The organism is Ralstonia sp. UNC404CL21Col, assembly GCF_000620465.1.
Lineage (GTDB): Bacteria > Pseudomonadota > Gammaproteobacteria > Burkholderiales > Burkholderiaceae > Ralstonia > Ralstonia flatus.
On the sequence record NZ_JIBE01000004.1, the window covers coordinates 665,522 to 680,292 of the forward strand.

Annotated in this window: 16 protein-coding genes; 7 read left to right on the plus strand and 9 right to left on the minus strand. The window is 64.5% G+C overall.

What is annotated here, in order from left to right; translation table 11 throughout:
- From N511_RS0111120 to N511_RS0111145, 6 genes are all read left to right on the plus strand, one after another.
- Entirely contained in the window at positions 1 to 795 is a 795-nt protein-coding gene (locus tag N511_RS0111120; RefSeq protein ID WP_012430126.1) for an ABC transporter ATP-binding protein, read from the plus strand.
- Positions 785 to 1,681 (plus strand): ABC transporter permease, encoded by an 897-nt coding sequence (locus N511_RS0111125; RefSeq protein ID WP_027679355.1) that lies wholly within the window; start codon positions 785 to 787, stop codon positions 1,679 to 1,681. The genes N511_RS0111120 and N511_RS0111125 overlap by 11 nt, the downstream gene beginning before the upstream one ends.
- 317 nt (positions 1,682 to 1,998) lie before the next feature.
- Positions 1,999 to 3,027 carry an ABC transporter substrate-binding protein gene (locus N511_RS0111130; RefSeq protein ID WP_027679356.1) on the plus strand — a complete coding sequence of 343 codons (1,029 nt, stop codon included), beginning with the start codon at positions 1,999 to 2,001 and terminating at the stop codon, positions 3,025 to 3,027.
- 35 nt (positions 3,028 to 3,062) lie between these two features.
- Positions 3,063 to 3,461 (plus strand): DUF488 domain-containing protein, encoded by a 399-nt coding sequence (locus N511_RS0111135; protein WP_027679357.1) that lies wholly within the window; start codon positions 3,063 to 3,065, stop codon positions 3,459 to 3,461.
- Positions 3,462 to 3,490: 29 nt separating this feature from the next.
- Entirely contained in the window at positions 3,491 to 4,021 is a 531-nt protein-coding gene (locus tag N511_RS0111140) for a DUF3455 domain-containing protein (RefSeq protein ID WP_027679358.1), read from the plus strand.
- A 135-nt stretch (positions 4,022 to 4,156) separates the two neighbouring features.
- Positions 4,157 to 4,375 carry a DUF1059 domain-containing protein gene (locus tag N511_RS0111145; protein WP_024978360.1) on the plus strand — a complete coding sequence of 73 codons (219 nt, stop codon included), beginning with the start codon at positions 4,157 to 4,159 and terminating at the stop codon, positions 4,373 to 4,375.
- A gap of 17 nt (positions 4,376 to 4,392) precedes the next feature.
- Here N511_RS0111145 and N511_RS0111150 read toward each other — a convergent pair whose 3' ends face one another.
- Together N511_RS0111150 and N511_RS0111155 are read right to left on the minus strand one after the other, a co-directional pair.
- A complete protein-coding gene (locus tag N511_RS0111150; protein ID WP_027679359.1) occupies positions 4,393 to 5,031 on the minus strand; it encodes a helix-turn-helix transcriptional regulator in 639 nt (212 codons plus the stop codon).
- Positions 5,032 to 5,145: 114 nt separating this feature from the next.
- The gene (locus N511_RS0111155; protein ID WP_027679360.1) at positions 5,146 to 5,583 is read right to left on the minus strand and encodes a multidrug/biocide efflux PACE transporter; all 438 of its coding nucleotides are present in this window, start codon (positions 5,581 to 5,583) and stop codon (positions 5,146 to 5,148) included.
- Positions 5,584 to 5,698: 115 nt separating this feature from the next.
- Between N511_RS0111155 and N511_RS0111160 the strand changes: the two genes are divergently transcribed.
- The gene (locus N511_RS0111160) at positions 5,699 to 6,583 is read left to right on the plus strand and encodes a LysR family transcriptional regulator (RefSeq protein ID WP_027679361.1); all 885 of its coding nucleotides are present in this window, start codon (positions 5,699 to 5,701) and stop codon (positions 6,581 to 6,583) included.
- Positions 6,584 to 6,587: 4 nt separating this feature from the next.
- Here the strand turns inward: N511_RS0111160 and N511_RS0111165 are convergent, their stop codons facing one another.
- The 7 genes from N511_RS0111165 to N511_RS0111195 form a co-directional block, all read right to left on the minus strand.
- Positions 6,588 to 7,469 carry a flagellar brake protein gene (locus tag N511_RS0111165; RefSeq protein ID WP_027679362.1) on the minus strand — a complete coding sequence of 294 codons (882 nt, stop codon included), beginning with the start codon at positions 7,467 to 7,469 and terminating at the stop codon, positions 6,588 to 6,590.
- 161 nt (positions 7,470 to 7,630) lie between these two features.
- Complete coding sequence (locus N511_RS0111170) at positions 7,631 to 8,020, minus strand: RidA family protein (protein WP_027679363.1); 390 nt, start codon at positions 8,018 to 8,020, stop codon at positions 7,631 to 7,633.
- A complete protein-coding gene (locus tag N511_RS0111175; RefSeq protein WP_027679364.1) occupies positions 8,017 to 8,994 on the minus strand; it encodes a threo-3-hydroxy-L-aspartate ammonia-lyase in 978 nt (325 codons plus the stop codon). Before N511_RS0111175 ends, N511_RS0111170 begins: the two co-directional genes overlap by 4 nt.
- Positions 8,991 to 9,632 (minus strand): helix-turn-helix transcriptional regulator, encoded by a 642-nt coding sequence (locus N511_RS0111180; protein ID WP_027679365.1) that lies wholly within the window; start codon positions 9,630 to 9,632, stop codon positions 8,991 to 8,993. The genes N511_RS0111175 and N511_RS0111180 overlap by 4 nt, the downstream gene beginning before the upstream one ends.
- A 144-nt stretch (positions 9,633 to 9,776) precedes the next feature.
- Complete coding sequence (locus N511_RS0111185) at positions 9,777 to 12,899, minus strand: efflux RND transporter permease subunit (protein ID WP_027679366.1); 3,123 nt, start codon at positions 12,897 to 12,899, stop codon at positions 9,777 to 9,779.
- The gene (locus tag N511_RS0111190; protein WP_027679367.1) at positions 12,896 to 14,011 is read right to left on the minus strand and encodes an efflux RND transporter periplasmic adaptor subunit; all 1,116 of its coding nucleotides are present in this window, start codon (positions 14,009 to 14,011) and stop codon (positions 12,896 to 12,898) included. The genes N511_RS0111185 and N511_RS0111190 overlap by 4 nt, the downstream gene beginning before the upstream one ends.
- An 87-nt stretch (positions 14,012 to 14,098) precedes the next feature.
- Positions 14,099 to 14,713, minus strand: coding sequence for a TetR/AcrR family transcriptional regulator (locus tag N511_RS0111195; protein ID WP_027679368.1), 615 nt, complete (start codon positions 14,711 to 14,713; stop codon positions 14,099 to 14,101).
- Positions 14,714 to 14,771: the final 58 nt, after the last annotated feature.

Here is a 14,771-nt window from a genome sequence, read left to right on the forward strand (position 1 = left end):
ATGCAGGCCAACTCACCGACCGCGCCGCCGCTGCTGGACGTGCGCGGCGTCACGCTGCAGTACAAGACACGCCAGCATCTGGTGACGGCCACGTACCGCGTCGACTTCCAGGTCTATCCCGGCGAGCGCTACATCCTGCTCGGGCCGTCGGGCTGCGGTAAATCGACATTGCTCAAGGCCATCGGCGGCTACCTCACGCCCACCGAGGGCGAGATCCGCCTGAAGGGCCAACCCGTGACCAAGCCCGGGCCGGATCGCATGATGGTGTTCCAGGAGTTCGACCAGCTCCTGCCGTGGAAGACGGTGAAAGAGAACGTGCTGTTCCCGCTGCTCTCCACGGGCAAGCTGGGTGCGCGTGAAGCCGAAGAACGCGCGCTGCACTACATCAACAAGGTCAACCTCACCAAGTTTGCCGACCATCACCCGCACATGCTGTCAGGCGGGATGAAGCAACGCGTGGCCATTGCGCGCGGCATGGCGATGGAGCCCGACGTGCTGCTGATGGACGAGCCGTTCGCCGCGCTCGACGCGCTCACGCGCCGCAAGATGCAGGACGAGCTGCTGCAGTTATGGGACGAAACGCGCTTCACCGTGCTGTTCGTCACGCACTCGATTCCGGAGGCGATCCGCTGCGGCAGCCGCATCCTGATCCTGTCGCCGCATCCGGGCCAGGTCCGCGCAGAGCTGCCGAGCCTCGCGCGCGGCGATGATGACCCGGAGCGCTTCAAAGCGCTCGAAGCCGAGATCCACGACATGCTGTTCGCCCGCGCAGTGGAGGAAACCCATGCAGACTGAAACGCTTTCCATGCCAGCCGCCACCGACATCAGCAACCGCGCGCCCGTCTACAGCACGCCCGTGGCGTTCGAGCGCATCGGCGTGGTGGAAAAACCGCTCTCCATTGCCGAGCGTTTGTACGAACAGGCATGGCTGCGCAAGCTCGTCATCCTCGTCGTGCTCGCACTCGTATGGGAAGGCGGTGCGCGCTGGCTCGACAACCCGCTTCTGCTGCCCACCTTCTCTGACACGGTGCAGGCTTTGTGGGCTGGGTTAGCGAGCGGCACGCTGTTCGCTCGCATCGGCACGTCGATGCAAACGCTGCTGGCAGGCTACGCGCTCGGCTTGGCGTTGTCCTGCGCGCTGGTCGTGCTGGGCATCAGCAACCGGCTCGGGCAGGACTTCCTGGAAACGCTCACCGCCATGTTCAACCCGCTGCCGGCCATTGCGCTGCTGCCGATCGCACTCGTGTGGTTCGGCCTCGGCAACGGCAGCCTGATCTTCGTGATCGTGCATTCGGTGGTGTGGGCGGTGTCGCTCAACACGCATGCCGGTTTCCTGTCGGTATCGAACACGCTGCGCATGGTGGGCCGCAACTACGGGCTCTCCGGCATGGGATACCTGACCAAGATCCTCATCCCGGCCGCGTTCCCCTCCATCCTCACCGGCCTGAAGATCGGCTGGGCCTTCGCATGGCGCACGTTGATCGCATCCGAACTGGTGTTTGGCGTCAGCTCCGGCCAGGGCGGCCTGGGCTGGTACATCTACGAAAACAAGAATCAGCTGCAGATTCCGGAAGTCTTTGCCGGCCTGCTGACGGTGATCATCATCGGCCTGCTGGTAGAGAACCTAGTATTCCGCACGCTGGAAGCCCGCACCGTCAAACGCTGGGGCATGCAGAACTAAGGGAGCCCGCGCGACTACCGAAACCGTCCAGGCGCATACGGTCGCCCCCAGACGGTTTGGCCGTACCCTGCCCTATGCGGCGCCTTGAATTTTTGTGAGCGGGCGGAAAAAAGAAGGAGGCCTGTTTGAGCGAAGCGAGTTTGCCTCCTTCTCCGCACGGTCACAGAAATTCAAGGAGTCTTTCGCCGCATCGGGCGCGCATTTCTTTGCTTACTTTCTTTGGCAAGACAAAGAAAGTAAGTCGCCCCCAGCAGGGGGTGAAACAAGGGATGCACCACCAACAAACAACCATATCGACAACAACAAGGAGACAACACATGCAGCACCCCCGCCGCACCATCCTCCGCCTGACAGTCGCCGCCACGCTGGCCACATCGCTCCTGGCCGGCGCCATCACCACCGCCCACGCAGAAGCCACCGAAGTCCGCATCTCCCACGGCTACGGCATCCTCTACCTGCCCATCATGGTCATGGCCAGCGAGCACCTGCTCGAGAAGCAAGCCAAGGCCGCCGGCCTGGGCGACGTAAAGGTCAGCTACCGCATCCTCGACGGCGGCAACGTCATCAACGACGCCATGCTCTCCGGCGCGCTCGACATCGCCTCGTTGGGCGTGCCCGGCTTCCTCACGCTGTGGGACAAAACCCGCGGCAGCGCGATGGAAGTGCGCGGCCTGTCGTCGCTCAGCTCGTCGTCGATGTACCTGATGACGCGCAACCCCAACGTCAAAACGCTGGCGGATTTCTCCGACAAGGACCGCATCGCCGTGCCCGGCATCAAGACCTCGCTGCCCGCCGTGGTGCTGCAAATGGCCGCCGCCAAGACCTTCGGCGACAAGCAGTTCAACAAGCTCGACCCAATCACCGTGCCGCTGCCGCACCCCGACGCCACCGCCGTGATGCTGGCCGGCGGCAGCCAGATCAACAGCCACATGGCCTCGCCGCCGTTCTCGTACACCGAGGCGGCAGCCCCCGGCCTGCACCGCGTGTTCAACACGGTCGACGTGCTCGGCAACATCACGCTGGACATGACCTACACGAGCAAGAAGTTCTACGAGGCCAACCCGAAGCTGTCGGCGGCATTCGTGGCGGCGCTGGACGAAGCCAACGCATTCATCGCCAAGGACAAGACCAAGGCGGCGCAGATCTACATCGCCCAGTCGAAGGTGAAGAGTTCGCCGGAAGAGGTGAAGAAGATTCTCGATGATCCGGATTCGCGCTTCACGACCACGCCGGTGGGCGTCGCACACTATGCTGAGTTCATGCAGCGCGTGGGCACGCTCAAGAACAAGCCGGCGTCGTGGAAGGATCTGTTCTTTCCGACGGTGCAGAGCCGGCAGGGTTCGTAAGCAGGCCGCGCGCAGCATCCACACGGAGACATTCCATGGCACTACGCATCGTCCGGCTCGGCGAGCCGCGTCACCCCGACGAAGGCTTGCGCATCGGCACTGTGCGGCGCCCGCCGCGCGGCGTGCCCAAGGAAGAATTCGCCAGCCGCGATTTCTATGACGTGTGGATGCCGCTGCTTTCGCCCACGCCCGAACTCGTCAAGCAAGCCCAGGCCGCGCAATCCCAGCACGATGAAAAAGCCTGGCAAACCTTCGTGCGCCACTTCCGCACCGAAATGCGCGACGGCAATGCAGCGCGTCTGCTCGACATGCTGGCCGCGCTATCGCACCAGACCAACCTGTCGGTCGGCTGCTATTGCGAAGACGAGGCGCATTGCCATCGGTCGGTGCTGCGCGCGTTGCTGGAGGAGCGTGGGGCGAAGGTGGCTCCATGAACGATCTTTCCACCTGCACAAGGAAACTCATGCCGAACCTGCCCCGTACCTCGCGCTCCGCAGTCTCATCTGCCCTCTTGCTTGCGTTGGCCATGGCGGTCTCGCAGACGGTGACGGCGCAAACCGCCCCCGCGGCGCTGCAACCGGCCGAGTCTCACCACACCGTCGCCACGCTATCGGCCACGGGGGTGCAGATCTACGTTTGCAAGCGCGACGGCGATAAGCCTCTGGCGTGGGTCTTCAAGGCGCCGCTGGCGGAGCTTTACGACGCGAGCGGGAAGCTCGTCGTCAAACACGGTGCGGGCCCCAGCTGGGAAGCTTCTGACGGCAGCAAGATCACCGGAAAAGTCTTGCAGCAGACCCCCAACACCGCGGAAGCCGGCGCCATTCCGCTACTGTTGCTGCAAGCCACCCATGCCGGCGGCGCGGGGCTCTTGAGTGGTGTGCGATACGTGCAGCGGCTCCAGACCCATGGCGGCATCGCGCCGGCACTACCCTGCACGGAAGAAGGCCAGGAAGGCCGCAGCCCCTACCTGGCGCAGTACGTTTTCCTGGACTGACGCGGCGTCGCACAGACAGCGTCCTACCCCATACAGGGGACGCCGCGCTCCCCTGGCACCCCTATAACGAAGAGACACGCGACCGGTCGTTTACCGCGTCGCGCCGTCGTCATTCGTCATTCCAGGAGCACCGCCATGGGCCGCCGCTACATCGATTGCCGCGCCTTCCCCAGCGAGACCAACTGCTCGGTCGCCATCAGCGCCGACAGCGATGCCGAACTGCTGGAGGCGGCCGTGCAGCACGCCGTTTCCGTGCACAAGCACACCGATTCGCCCGAATTGCGGGCGCAATTGCAGACCCTCTTCCAGGACGGCACCCCTGCCGTGGCGCCGCCAAAGATGGCCGCGGCCTGACACAGGCGCGCAAAAACCTACCGGCGCGCCGACAACGCGAGCATCAACCGCACGACATCGCACTGGCTGTGCGTGTTGGTCTTGCGGTAGACGTGCTTGAGGTGCGTGCGCACCGTGTCGAGTGAAATGCCCAGCGTGCGGGCAATGCAGGCTGGGTCGGAGCCGCTTGCGAGCAAGTCCGCCACATCGGCTTCGCGGCGCGTCAGGTGAAACGCATCGGTCAGCCACAGGCTGGCCGGCTGCGCAGGCGAGATGCCCGCGCGCGCTGCAACGCGTTGCCAGCACAACGGCAGCGCCTGCGCAAAGTGCGGCAGTAACGCTTGTGGCGCCGCGCCATGCTGCATGGGCGGCACGCCCGCCCTGCGGTAATCGAGCCATACCGCGCCGCGCACTTCAGCGTCGGCCATCGGCCACACGTCAACACCATCACCTCGCACGGCACGCAGCAACATGTCTGCCGCGCGTGCGCCGCGCGACGCCACCCAGTGCCAGCGTCCATCGACGCGCCACCGGATCATGGCCGCAGCATGGTTCGCGCCGCACGCATCGCGCAGCACATTCATCACGCCCGCAGCATCGCCCGCGCAGGCAGCGACGTAGCACTGGCGCAGCACGGTTGCCGAGGCATGGGATGACGTAACAGAAAGACGCAGCATGAAGGCAATACGGGCGCAGCGGCTTGCGGCCGCGGCGCCCGTTTCGAAAGGGACTTCATTATAGGAAGCGTGTCACCTCCCGCACTGGCCCTTTTGCCCTAAGCCCATGGTGGATCAGGCCAGCGCGCGGCGCGACACCCAGCGTGCGCGCAGATGGTCGTACGCAAGGTTGAAGAAGAACGTGTACGGCAGGAAAAGCAGCATGATGCCGATGTCGAGCACGAACGCTTCCCACAGACCCACGTCGAGCCACCAGGCGGCCAGCGGCACGAGCATCAAGACCAACCCGCCCTCGAACAGGCAGGCATGCACCACCCGCAGGACCACGGTGCGCGAGAGCCTGTAGCGACGCTCCACGCGCTCGAAGATGGCGTTGAACACCATGTTCCACACCATCGCCACTGCCGCAAACATGAGTGTCATCACGCCCATTTCGGCCAACGGCAAATCCATCAGCCAGCTAAACAGCGGGGCGCAGATCAGCATGGCAACCAACTCGAACGTCAGCGCATGTACGAGGCGCTCGGCTGGCGTTTTTTGTATGACTTGCATTGCATATACCTCCAAAGAACGAGGGTCATTTTCATCGGTATGAGCCGCGTGATCCAGTTCATTACTATCGGTTTTTCCGATATATTGACCGGCACACCGCCGTCCGGAGTGTCGAATGCGTCATTCACCTGAAGCTTTACTGGCCTTTGCCGAGGCCGCTACGCTGGGTTCCTTTTCCGCCGCAGCCCGTAAATTGGGCAAGCGACAATCCACGATCAGCGAGGCGATCGCCAATCTTGAAATCGACCTCGGGCTGACACTGTTCGACCGCAGCACGCGTCAGCCCACGTTGACCGAAGCGGGCCACGCGATGCTCACTCAAGTGCGCCGCGTGCTCGACGCCAGCGCGCAGATGGACCGCCTGGCCGCCCAAATGGCCGGCGGTCTGGAAGCGCGCCTGACGCTCGTCGTGTCGGACACCTACCAATCCGATCGCTACGAGCAAACGCTGGCCACACTTGAACAGCGCTACCCCGACCTTGAACTCGAATGCCTGATCGCCGAACACGAAGACGTGGTTGACATCATCCAGCTGGGCCGTGCGCAGATCGGTTTGGTGGCCGCGCAGGCCGCCTATCCGGCCGATGTCGGCTGGGCGACCATTGCAGAGCAATCGGAGATCGGACTGTTCGTCGGGCTGCAGCACCCACTCGCCCGATACGGCGACGAGGAAGTGCCGCACGCCATACTGCGCGAGGCGCGAGAGCTACGGCTGAACACCTTCGTCGACCCGACGGGGCCTCGCACCGACGCGGTGCCCGTGCGCAGCCTGCGTCGCTGGTCTGCGCCGAGCTACCTGATGCTGCTGGAGATGGCCGTGCTGGGCTTCGGATGGACGGAGTTGCCGCGCTGGCTGGTGGACCACTTCGCGGCAGACCGGTTGCATGAAGTGCGTGCGCGGGGCTGGCCGCGCCTCGTGCCGGTTGACGCCGTATGGTCACGCAATCGCACACTCGGCCAGGCCGGCGCCTGGCTGCTGGAGACGATGCTGGCGGGCTAGGCGCTCATGCGTTCTCGTCCAGCCGCTCGATGATCAGATGCGAGAGCTGGGCTGTCTGCTCTTTCGACAGCGTGAATTCCACGCCAAACGAAGGGAACGCAGATGCGGTGGCGCCCAGCGCCGGCGAGCCGCTTGCCACCCGCCCGGTCAGGGCAAAGGTCTCCAGCTGGCCGTCCACGTAGGCGTTGAAATCCAGGGCGAGTCTGTCGCCGGGCTGGAACGCAGGATTGGCGCTCTGCACCAGCGCACCGTTCAGGCAGATGTCGCGGATCACCGCGACGCGATCCGCAGCCGACGCGGCCTGCCCCTGCGCACGCACGCGCGCCCCGATCCGAACCTGCACGCGCTTGGCACGGCGCAACGGCATCTTCTGCATCTTGATTGGCGCAGACAAGACCAGATACGGCGAGGGAAACTGCCCCACCGACACCACGCTGCACATCATCGTGAACACGGCGCGGCCAGAGAAACCGCGCAGGATGAGCACGTCTCGGGGCTCCGGCCGCAGCGTGCGTTTGGCGTCGGCCGGTTGCGTGACAAACAGCGCCTCGCCTTCGATATAGCCGATCAGGCGGCACGGAAGGAGGCCACGCAGCGGCGCGGACTTCTCCTGCACCTGCAATACGGTGCCCACCGTCAGGCCGGCCGACCCGAGCCGGGGCGGCGCTTCTGCGGGCGCGGCGGCAGGCGCAGCGGCAACGTCATCGCCGTCTGCCAGCGCCAGCACCGGGCCGTGATGGAACAGCAGGCGGACGTCTTCGGCATCGGGCACGACGGCACCGGCAGGCAACAGAAGCCGACCCACGCTGTCCGCCAGCGGAAACGGCAGCGGTTGACCGACCGGAACGTCTTCCTGCGTGAGTTGCCGCGTTTTTTGAAGGGTCATGTGTGGCGAAGGACGCGTCTGATCTGTCATGGGCGGGCCAAGGCCAAAGCCAATGCCTCGGCAGGTACGCCCGCCATTTTGTAACAATGGCCGGCAAACCGCCGGAGATCAACTCGCACGAACCCTTCCCACCTGACGCACGTCAACGGCAAGCGTTTGCGTCACCCCGCCATGGCCGTTGCCTCGATCTCGACGGCCAGCCCGTAGTGCAGCGTCGGCACCGGCACCACCGCGCGCGCCGGGCGCAGGTCGCCGATCCACTCGCGATAGAGCGCATCGAACGCGGGCCAGTGCGTTTCCATGTCGGTCACGTACACACGCACCTGCACCAGACGCGAGCGGTCCGTGCCCGCGGCGGCAAGCACGGCGTCGAGGTTCGACAGCACCTGCCGCACCTGGGTCTCGAACGGCGCATCGACGAGCTTTTCGCCGGTAGGCGTCACGGGAATCTGTCCGGCGACGAACACGAAGCCATTGGCGCACACCGCGTGCGAGTAATGCCCCGCAGGCGGGCGCAGTTGCGGCGCGTCCAGGTAGCGTGCGCCGCTCATTTCGCTGCCTCCGCGCCCAGCACCAGCTTGGCGAAGAGTTGCAGATCCACATTGCCGCCCGACAGGATCACGCCGACGCGCTTGCCGCGCACGTCGACCTTGCCGTTCAGCGCGGCAGCGGCAGCCAGGCAGCCGGTGGGCTCGACCACCGCCTTCATGCGCGAGGCGAAGAACTGCATGGCGCTGACGAGTTCTGCATCGCTCACCGTCACGATGTCGTCGACCAGCTCGCGAATCACGGCAAACGTGTGGTTGCCCAGATGCTGCGTCTGCGCGCCGTCGGCCAGCGTCTTGGGTGTATCGATGTGGACGATCTGGCCCGTGCGGAAGCTCTGCTGGCCGTCGTTGCCGGCCTCGGGTTCCACGCCGAAGATCTTGCAAGCCGGGTTCAGCGCGCGCGCCGCCGTGGCGCAGCCGGAGAGCAAACCGCCGCCGCCCAGCGGGGCCAGCAGTACATCGAGCGGGCCGATCTCTTCGATCAACTCCTTGGCCGCCGTGCCCTGCCCGGCCATCACGTGCGGATGGTCGTACGGCGGGATCAGCGTAAGGCCATGTTCTTCGGCCAGCTTGCGGCCAATGGCTTCGCGGTCTTCGGTGTAGCGGTCGAAGAACACCACCTCGCCGCCGTAGCCGCGCGTGGCCTCCACCTTCACGACGGGCGCGTCCTTCGGCATGACGATGACGGCGCGCATGCCGAGCAGCCGGGCCGACAGCGCAATCGCCTGCGCGTGGTTGCCCGACGAAAACGTGATCACGCCCGCCTTGCGCTGCTCCGGCGTGAATTGCGACAGCGCGTTGTACGCCCCACGAAACTTGAACGCCCCCATGCGCTGGAAGCTCTCGGCCTTGAAGAACAGCTCGGCGCCCGTCATGGCGTTGGCGGTGACCGACGTCAGCACGGGCGTCTTGTGGGCAACGCCGTGCAGGCGGGCGTGGGCGGCAACAACGTCGTCGTAGGAAATGGGCAGGCTCATGCGAGGTCCTCTGGAAGGTAGGTGTAGACGGTGGAGCGCGCCACGCCCAGCGTTTGCGCGACTTCGGTCAGTGCGCGACGCAAGTTCAGCAGGCCGCTGGCGGCCAGTTCGCGCATGGCCTCTCGGCGCTGGTCGAGCGTCATGGCCATGGGCGTGGTGTTGCGTGCGGCAGCAAATTGTTCGAGCGCGATGCGCACGTCTTCCACGCGGCGCGATGCGAGCGACTCGGGCACCGGCGGCGCAGCAACGTCGATGCGCATCAGCTGCGTGAGGCTCGACGTCATGGCGCCGAGCATCGATACATCCATGTTCAGGCAGATAGCCGCCACGTAATCGCCGCGGCTGTTCTTCAGCCCGATCGATGTGCTCTTGGCGGGGCGCCCGTCGGGAAACCGGTTGGCGTAGTTTTCGATGACTTCCGGGAAGTCGGGGTCGGCCAGGCGCGCAAGGCCCAGCTCCGTCACGGCGTCGCCAACCTGGCGGCCGGACAGGTTGTTGGCGATGGCGACGACGGCATGATCGGGATCGGTCAGGTCGTGCAGGACGACTTCCACCAGCGGCGCCAGCGTCTTGCCCAGCGCCTCGACGATCTTGCGGCCTTCGCGCAGCAGAAGGCGGTTTTCTTCGATGGGCTTCATGGCATTGACGATACGTCAATTACTGACATTTCGTCAATGCCATGTTGGCGGCCCTGCGCGAGCGTGACGCCCGATGAGAAAAGAAAAAACGCCTGCCCGAGGGTCGAGAGAGAACGGAGGTAACGCGGGCAGGCGACTAAAACGCTATTCAGGGAGCAGCTGTGCTGCGCCTTGCGCGGTCTCTTGCAGCGGAGGCTGCACATGGGCAGCGTGGGCGGGCCGGATCTTGAACCAGATGGAGTACATCGCCGGCAGAAACACCAGGGTCAGGATCGTCCCGGCGAACGTCCCGCCGATCAGCGTATAGGCGAGCGCGCCCCAGAACACCGAATGCGTCAGGGGAATGAAGGCCAGGATGGCCGCCAGCGCCGTCAGAATCACCGGCCGCGCACGCTGCACCGTGGCTTCCACCACAGCCCGGAACGGATCAAGCCCTTCGTCCTTGTTGTGCTGAATCTGCCCGATGAGGATGAGCGTGTTGCGCATCAGGATGCCCGACAACGCAATCAAACCGACCAGCGCGTTGATGCCAAATGGCTGCCCGAACAGAATCAGCGTGGGCACCACGCCAATAAGGCCCAAGGGGCTGGTCAGGAACACCATGACCATGGCCGGGATGGACCGGACCTGGAAGATGAGGATCAGCAGTGTGACCGCCAACATGATCGGGAACAGCGGCAGCATGGCCTTCGTCGCCTTGCCCGACTCTTCGATGGAACCGGCTTGCTCAATGCGGTATCCGCTCGGCAGTTTCTCGATGATCGGGGCAAGCTGCTTGCTGATGGCCGTCGACACGTCGGGCGGTTGCAGCCCATCGGCAATATCGCCGCGCACCGTGATGGTCGGCATGCGGTCGCGCCGGCGCATGATGGGCTCCTCCATGCGCACTTCGATCTTGCCGACTTGCGAGAGCGGAATGCGCTGCCCGTTGGCGCCAGCCAGCGTAAAGTCGCCGATCCTGGCCGGGTCCAGTCGCACGTTGCCGGCTGAGCGCGCGGTCACCTGTACCGTACGGATGTCTTCGCGCACGGCCGTCACCGGAATGCCGCTGAGCAGGAATTGCAGTTGCTGGGCGACAGCGCTCGATGTCAGCCCCACGGCTTGCAGGCGGTCTTGCTGCAAGGTGAAATGCAGCGTGGGGACGCGCGTGCCCCAATCCGTATTCACCGTGCGCATCATCGGGCTGGCGTCCATGACATGCTGCACATCAGCAGCGATACGGCGCAGCGTTTCCGCATCCGGGCCAGTGACGCGATAGGCCACGGGGAACGGCGAATACGGACCGAACACGAGCTGCGTGACACGCACACGCGCCCCTGGGGCAAGGCCATCTGCAACGGCCTGACGCAGCCGCTGCTTCAACGCGTCGCGCTCTTCCTGACTATCGGTGCGGATCACGATCTTGGCGAACGACGGGTCCGGCAACTCCGGCCCCATCGCCAGATAGAAGCGCGGCGCGCCCTGACCGATGTAGGCCGTCACGATCTTGGCTTCCTTCTGCTTGGCCAGCCACGCTTCGAGCTTGGCGGTGGCCGCGTCAGTCTGGTTGATCGACGTGCCATAAGGCATCTGCACCTCGACCAGCACTTCCGGCCGATCCGAAATCGGAAAGAACTGCTTCTTGACGATCGCCATGCCCCCGATGGCCAGCGCGAAAAGGCCCACCACCGCGCCCGCGACCAGCCATTTGCGCGCGATCACGCGCCCGAGCAATCGGCGGAAACGGTTGTAACGCGGCGTGTCGTAAATCGCATCGTGTCCGCCTTCGACCCTCTGGAAGTTGGGCAGCATCTTCACGCCCAGGTAGGGCGTGAACACCACCGCCACCACCCACGACGCAATCAGTGCGATACCGACAATCCAGAACATGTTGCTGGTGTACTCCCCGGCCGTCGATCGCGCGAAACCGTTGGGCATGAAACCGACCGCCGTCACGAGCGTGCCCGACAACATGGGCGCCGCAGTGTGGCTCCACGCATAGGCCGATGCGGCCACACGGCTGTAGCCCTCTTCCATCTTCACCACCATCATTTCGATGGCGATGATCGCGTCGTCCACCAGCAGACCGAGCGCGAGGATCAACGAGCCCAGCGTGATGCGGTCGAAGTTCTTGCCTGTCGCGGCCATCACAACAAACACCACGGCAAGCGTCAGCGGCACGGCCGCAGCCACCACCAGGCCGGCGCGCCACCCCATGCTGACAAAACTCACCAGCATGACCACGAGCAGCGCTGCAAAGAACTTAAGCATGAACTCGTCGACGGAGGCGGCGATGTTGACTGCCTGGTCCGTCACCTTGGTCAGGCTCATGCCGAGCGGCATGTCCGCGTTGATGGCGCCGACTTCCTTGTCGAGCGCCTTGCCCAGGTCCAGGCCGTTCCAGCCTTCGCGCATGACGATGCCAAGCAGCAAGGCAGGCTGCCCACCATTGCGCACCATGAAGGTGGCCGGATCCTCATAACCGCGCCTGACGGTGGCAATGTCGGACAGTTTCAGCGTCCGCCCCTGCGAGACCACCGGCGTATCGCGAATCTTCTGCAGCTCGTCAAACGCGCCATCCAGGCGAATGAACACCTGTGGCCCCTTCGTTTCCACGGAGCCCGCAGCGGCCAGCGCATTCTGGGTGTTGAGCGCGGCAAAAACGTCTTGTGGATTCACCCCTAGCGTCGCCAGCCGGTCATGAGAGAACTCGACGTAGATGCGTTCCGCCTGTTCGCCGATGATGTTGACCTTCTTCACGCCCGGCACGTGCAGCAGGCGCTGGCGCAGCGTCTCGGCATCGCGCACGAGAGCACGTTGTGGCTCGCCCTGCGCCTTGAGTGCAAACAAGGCAAACGTCACGTCCGAATATTCGTCATTGACGATCGGCCCGATCACGCCCGACGGCAGGTTACCCACCTCGTCGCCCACTTTCTTGCGCGCCTGGTAGAACTCCTCCTGCACTTCCGACGGCGGCGTGCTGTCAAGCAACGTCAACGTGGTGAACGCCAGCCCTGGCCGCGTGTATGTTTCCGTGCGGTCATACCAGCGCAACTCCTGCATGCGCTTTTCAATTTTCTCAGCCACCTGGTCCTGCATTTCCTGCGCGGTGGCGCCTGGCCACACGGTGACGATGTTCATCACCTTGACCGTAAAAGCGGGGTCTTCTGCACGGCCCAGCTTGAAGAACGAAATGAGACCTGCCACCGATATCAGGCAGATGAGGAACAGCGTGACGGCGCGCTCGCGTACGGCGAGCGCAGACAGGTTGAAGCGGCCTTGGCTCACAGTCGCACCCCCGCGATGGCAGTGCCGGCATCCTGGCCCGCGACGCGCACCCGCTGCCCTTCACGCAGCAGTTGTGCGCCGAGCGCGACGATGCGGTCGCCCTGCTTGACCTGCCCGCCGACGTGCGCGCCCTCATCCCCAACCTGCGCGATGGTGACGGAGCGCCACGACACCTTGGCAGGTTCACCCTGGATGACCCATACGCCCGGACCCTTGCCGGCGTCGAACACCGCACCGAGCGGCACCTGCACGTCGCCTTGCGCAGTGGCCAGCCGATCGGCAATCTGGATCGTTACGGTGGCGCCGAGCGGCGCATTGGCCAGATCGCCGTCCAGCACATAACGCGCTTCGAAGGTGCGGGTCAGCCGGTCGGCCGCGTCCGAAAGCTGTCGCAGCTTGGCCGGTACGCCGGCGCTTTCGGTGCCAAAAAGCGTTGCCTGTGCAACCGAGCCAATCGCCGGCCGCAAGGTTTCCGGCAGCTGGACTACGGCTTCGCGTCGGCCCGCGTGCGCGAGGCGCACCACAGCCTGCCCAGCGTTGACGACCTGGCCGGGCTCGGCCAGCGTTTCCATGACCACACCGTCGCCGTCTGCGACAAGCTCGGCGTAGCGGCTCGCGTTGCGCGCCACATCCGCCTGCGCTTCTGCGGCGCTGAGTTGCGCTTTGGCCGCGTCCGCCGCAGCCTTGGCCTGGTCGTAGGCCGAGGCAGAAATGGCTCCGGTGCCGCGCAGATCGCGGTAGCGCGCCTCGTCTTCGGCCGTCTGCTGCGCGCGTGCCCGTGCGGCGGCCACGGTTTCCTGCTGCGCATGCGCGGCGAGCTTCAGATCGACGGGATCGATCCGCATCAGCGGCTGCCCGCGCTTGACGGTCTGCCCTGCGTCAACCAGCCGCTCCAACACTTTTCCGGGCACGCGAAAGCCGAGGTCGCTCTGCACCCTGGCAGCCACGACGCCCGTGAAGGAACGCGATGCGGAAACCGCAGGTTGAACGACCACCGCACGGACCAAGGGCGCCTCGGTGCGCGGGTCGACGGGGGCCTTTTCGCCGCACGCACTCAGCGCGAGGGGCAACGCAAAAGCAACGGTAGAGGTAACAAAGCGACGCGAAAACATGAAAGCCCCATCGACGAGATGATCTGGGCTTTCATTCTGGTTCTAGTGACCAAAATAGTCAATGGTCACAAAGAAAAAATCTGTGCGTCACGGGGAAAGACTCCGAAGCACCAGACTGGAGAGCAGGCCGGGCGCCGTCTCGGTGTAGTCAAAGCTGTACTGCAACAGCAGCGGATTCATGTACGGGCGCATGACCAGGTAGATGGCTGCCGTGGCTTCATCCAATGGCGTCTTGCGCTCGAAGTCTCCGGTCTCGCGGCCCTCCTGCAGCACATCGCGCAGCAACGTCTGGATACGGCCTTCATAGGCGATCACAGACTGCCAGCGCTCGGTCGCTGCCGAGGCGGCAATTTCATACAGTTTGCGGTCATGGGAAAACAGCCGCAGGCTGGCCTCCGTCAAGGCTTTGAACATCCGCCGCAGCTTCTCGGGCGGCGAGCCTGCCTCGGCCAGCGCCGCGTTGACGTCGGTCTCGATTTCGCGCAGGCAGTTGGCGCAGATCATCTCGCCAATGGCCTGTTTGGATTCAAAGAACTTGTAGATGTAGGCCTTGGAAAAACCGATGGCCTTGGCCAGATCGGACACGGCGGTCTTCTCGTAGCCGTAGCGGCTGAAATGTTCGGTGGCAGCGGCGACGATCTGGTCCCGCACGTCGTGATCCGCCGGACCGCGGGCGGAAACGGGGTAAGGAGTGGTCTTCATGGGCGTCAGCTTACGCGAGTCGCAATCATTGAACAACTTGTGACCAATTTGTACTATA

Coding starts and splice junctions, on each gene's coding strand:
- N511_RS0111120 (WP_012430126.1), top strand. CDS start 1: ATGCAGGCCAACTCACCGACCGCGCCGCCGCTGCTGGACGTGCGCGGC.
- N511_RS0111125 (WP_027679355.1), top strand. CDS start 785: ATGCAGACTGAAACGCTTTCCATGCCAGCCGCCACCGACATCAGCAAC.
- N511_RS0111130 (WP_027679356.1), top strand. CDS start 1,999: ATGCAGCACCCCCGCCGCACCATCCTCCGCCTGACAGTCGCCGCCACG.
- N511_RS0111135 (WP_027679357.1), top strand. CDS start 3,063: ATGGCACTACGCATCGTCCGGCTCGGCGAGCCGCGTCACCCCGACGAA.
- N511_RS0111140 (WP_027679358.1), top strand. CDS start 3,491: ATGCCGAACCTGCCCCGTACCTCGCGCTCCGCAGTCTCATCTGCCCTC.
- N511_RS0111145 (WP_024978360.1), top strand. CDS start 4,157: ATGGGCCGCCGCTACATCGATTGCCGCGCCTTCCCCAGCGAGACCAAC.
- N511_RS0111150 (WP_027679359.1), bottom strand. CDS start 5,031: ATGCTGCGTCTTTCTGTTACGTCATCCCATGCCTCGGCAACCGTGCTG.
- N511_RS0111155 (WP_027679360.1), bottom strand. CDS start 5,583: ATGCAAGTCATACAAAAAACGCCAGCCGAGCGCCTCGTACATGCGCTG.
- N511_RS0111160 (WP_027679361.1), top strand. CDS start 5,699: ATGCGTCATTCACCTGAAGCTTTACTGGCCTTTGCCGAGGCCGCTACG.
- N511_RS0111165 (WP_027679362.1), bottom strand. CDS start 7,469: ATGACCCTTCAAAAAACGCGGCAACTCACGCAGGAAGACGTTCCGGTC.
- N511_RS0111170 (WP_027679363.1), bottom strand. CDS start 8,020: ATGAGCGGCGCACGCTACCTGGACGCGCCGCAACTGCGCCCGCCTGCG.
- N511_RS0111175 (WP_027679364.1), bottom strand. CDS start 8,994: ATGAGCCTGCCCATTTCCTACGACGACGTTGTTGCCGCCCACGCCCGC.
- N511_RS0111180 (WP_027679365.1), bottom strand. CDS start 9,632: ATGAAGCCCATCGAAGAAAACCGCCTTCTGCTGCGCGAAGGCCGCAAG.
- N511_RS0111190 (WP_027679367.1), bottom strand. CDS start 14,011: ATGTTTTCGCGTCGCTTTGTTACCTCTACCGTTGCTTTTGCGTTGCCC.
- N511_RS0111195 (WP_027679368.1), bottom strand. CDS start 14,713: ATGAAGACCACTCCTTACCCCGTTTCCGCCCGCGGTCCGGCGGATCAC.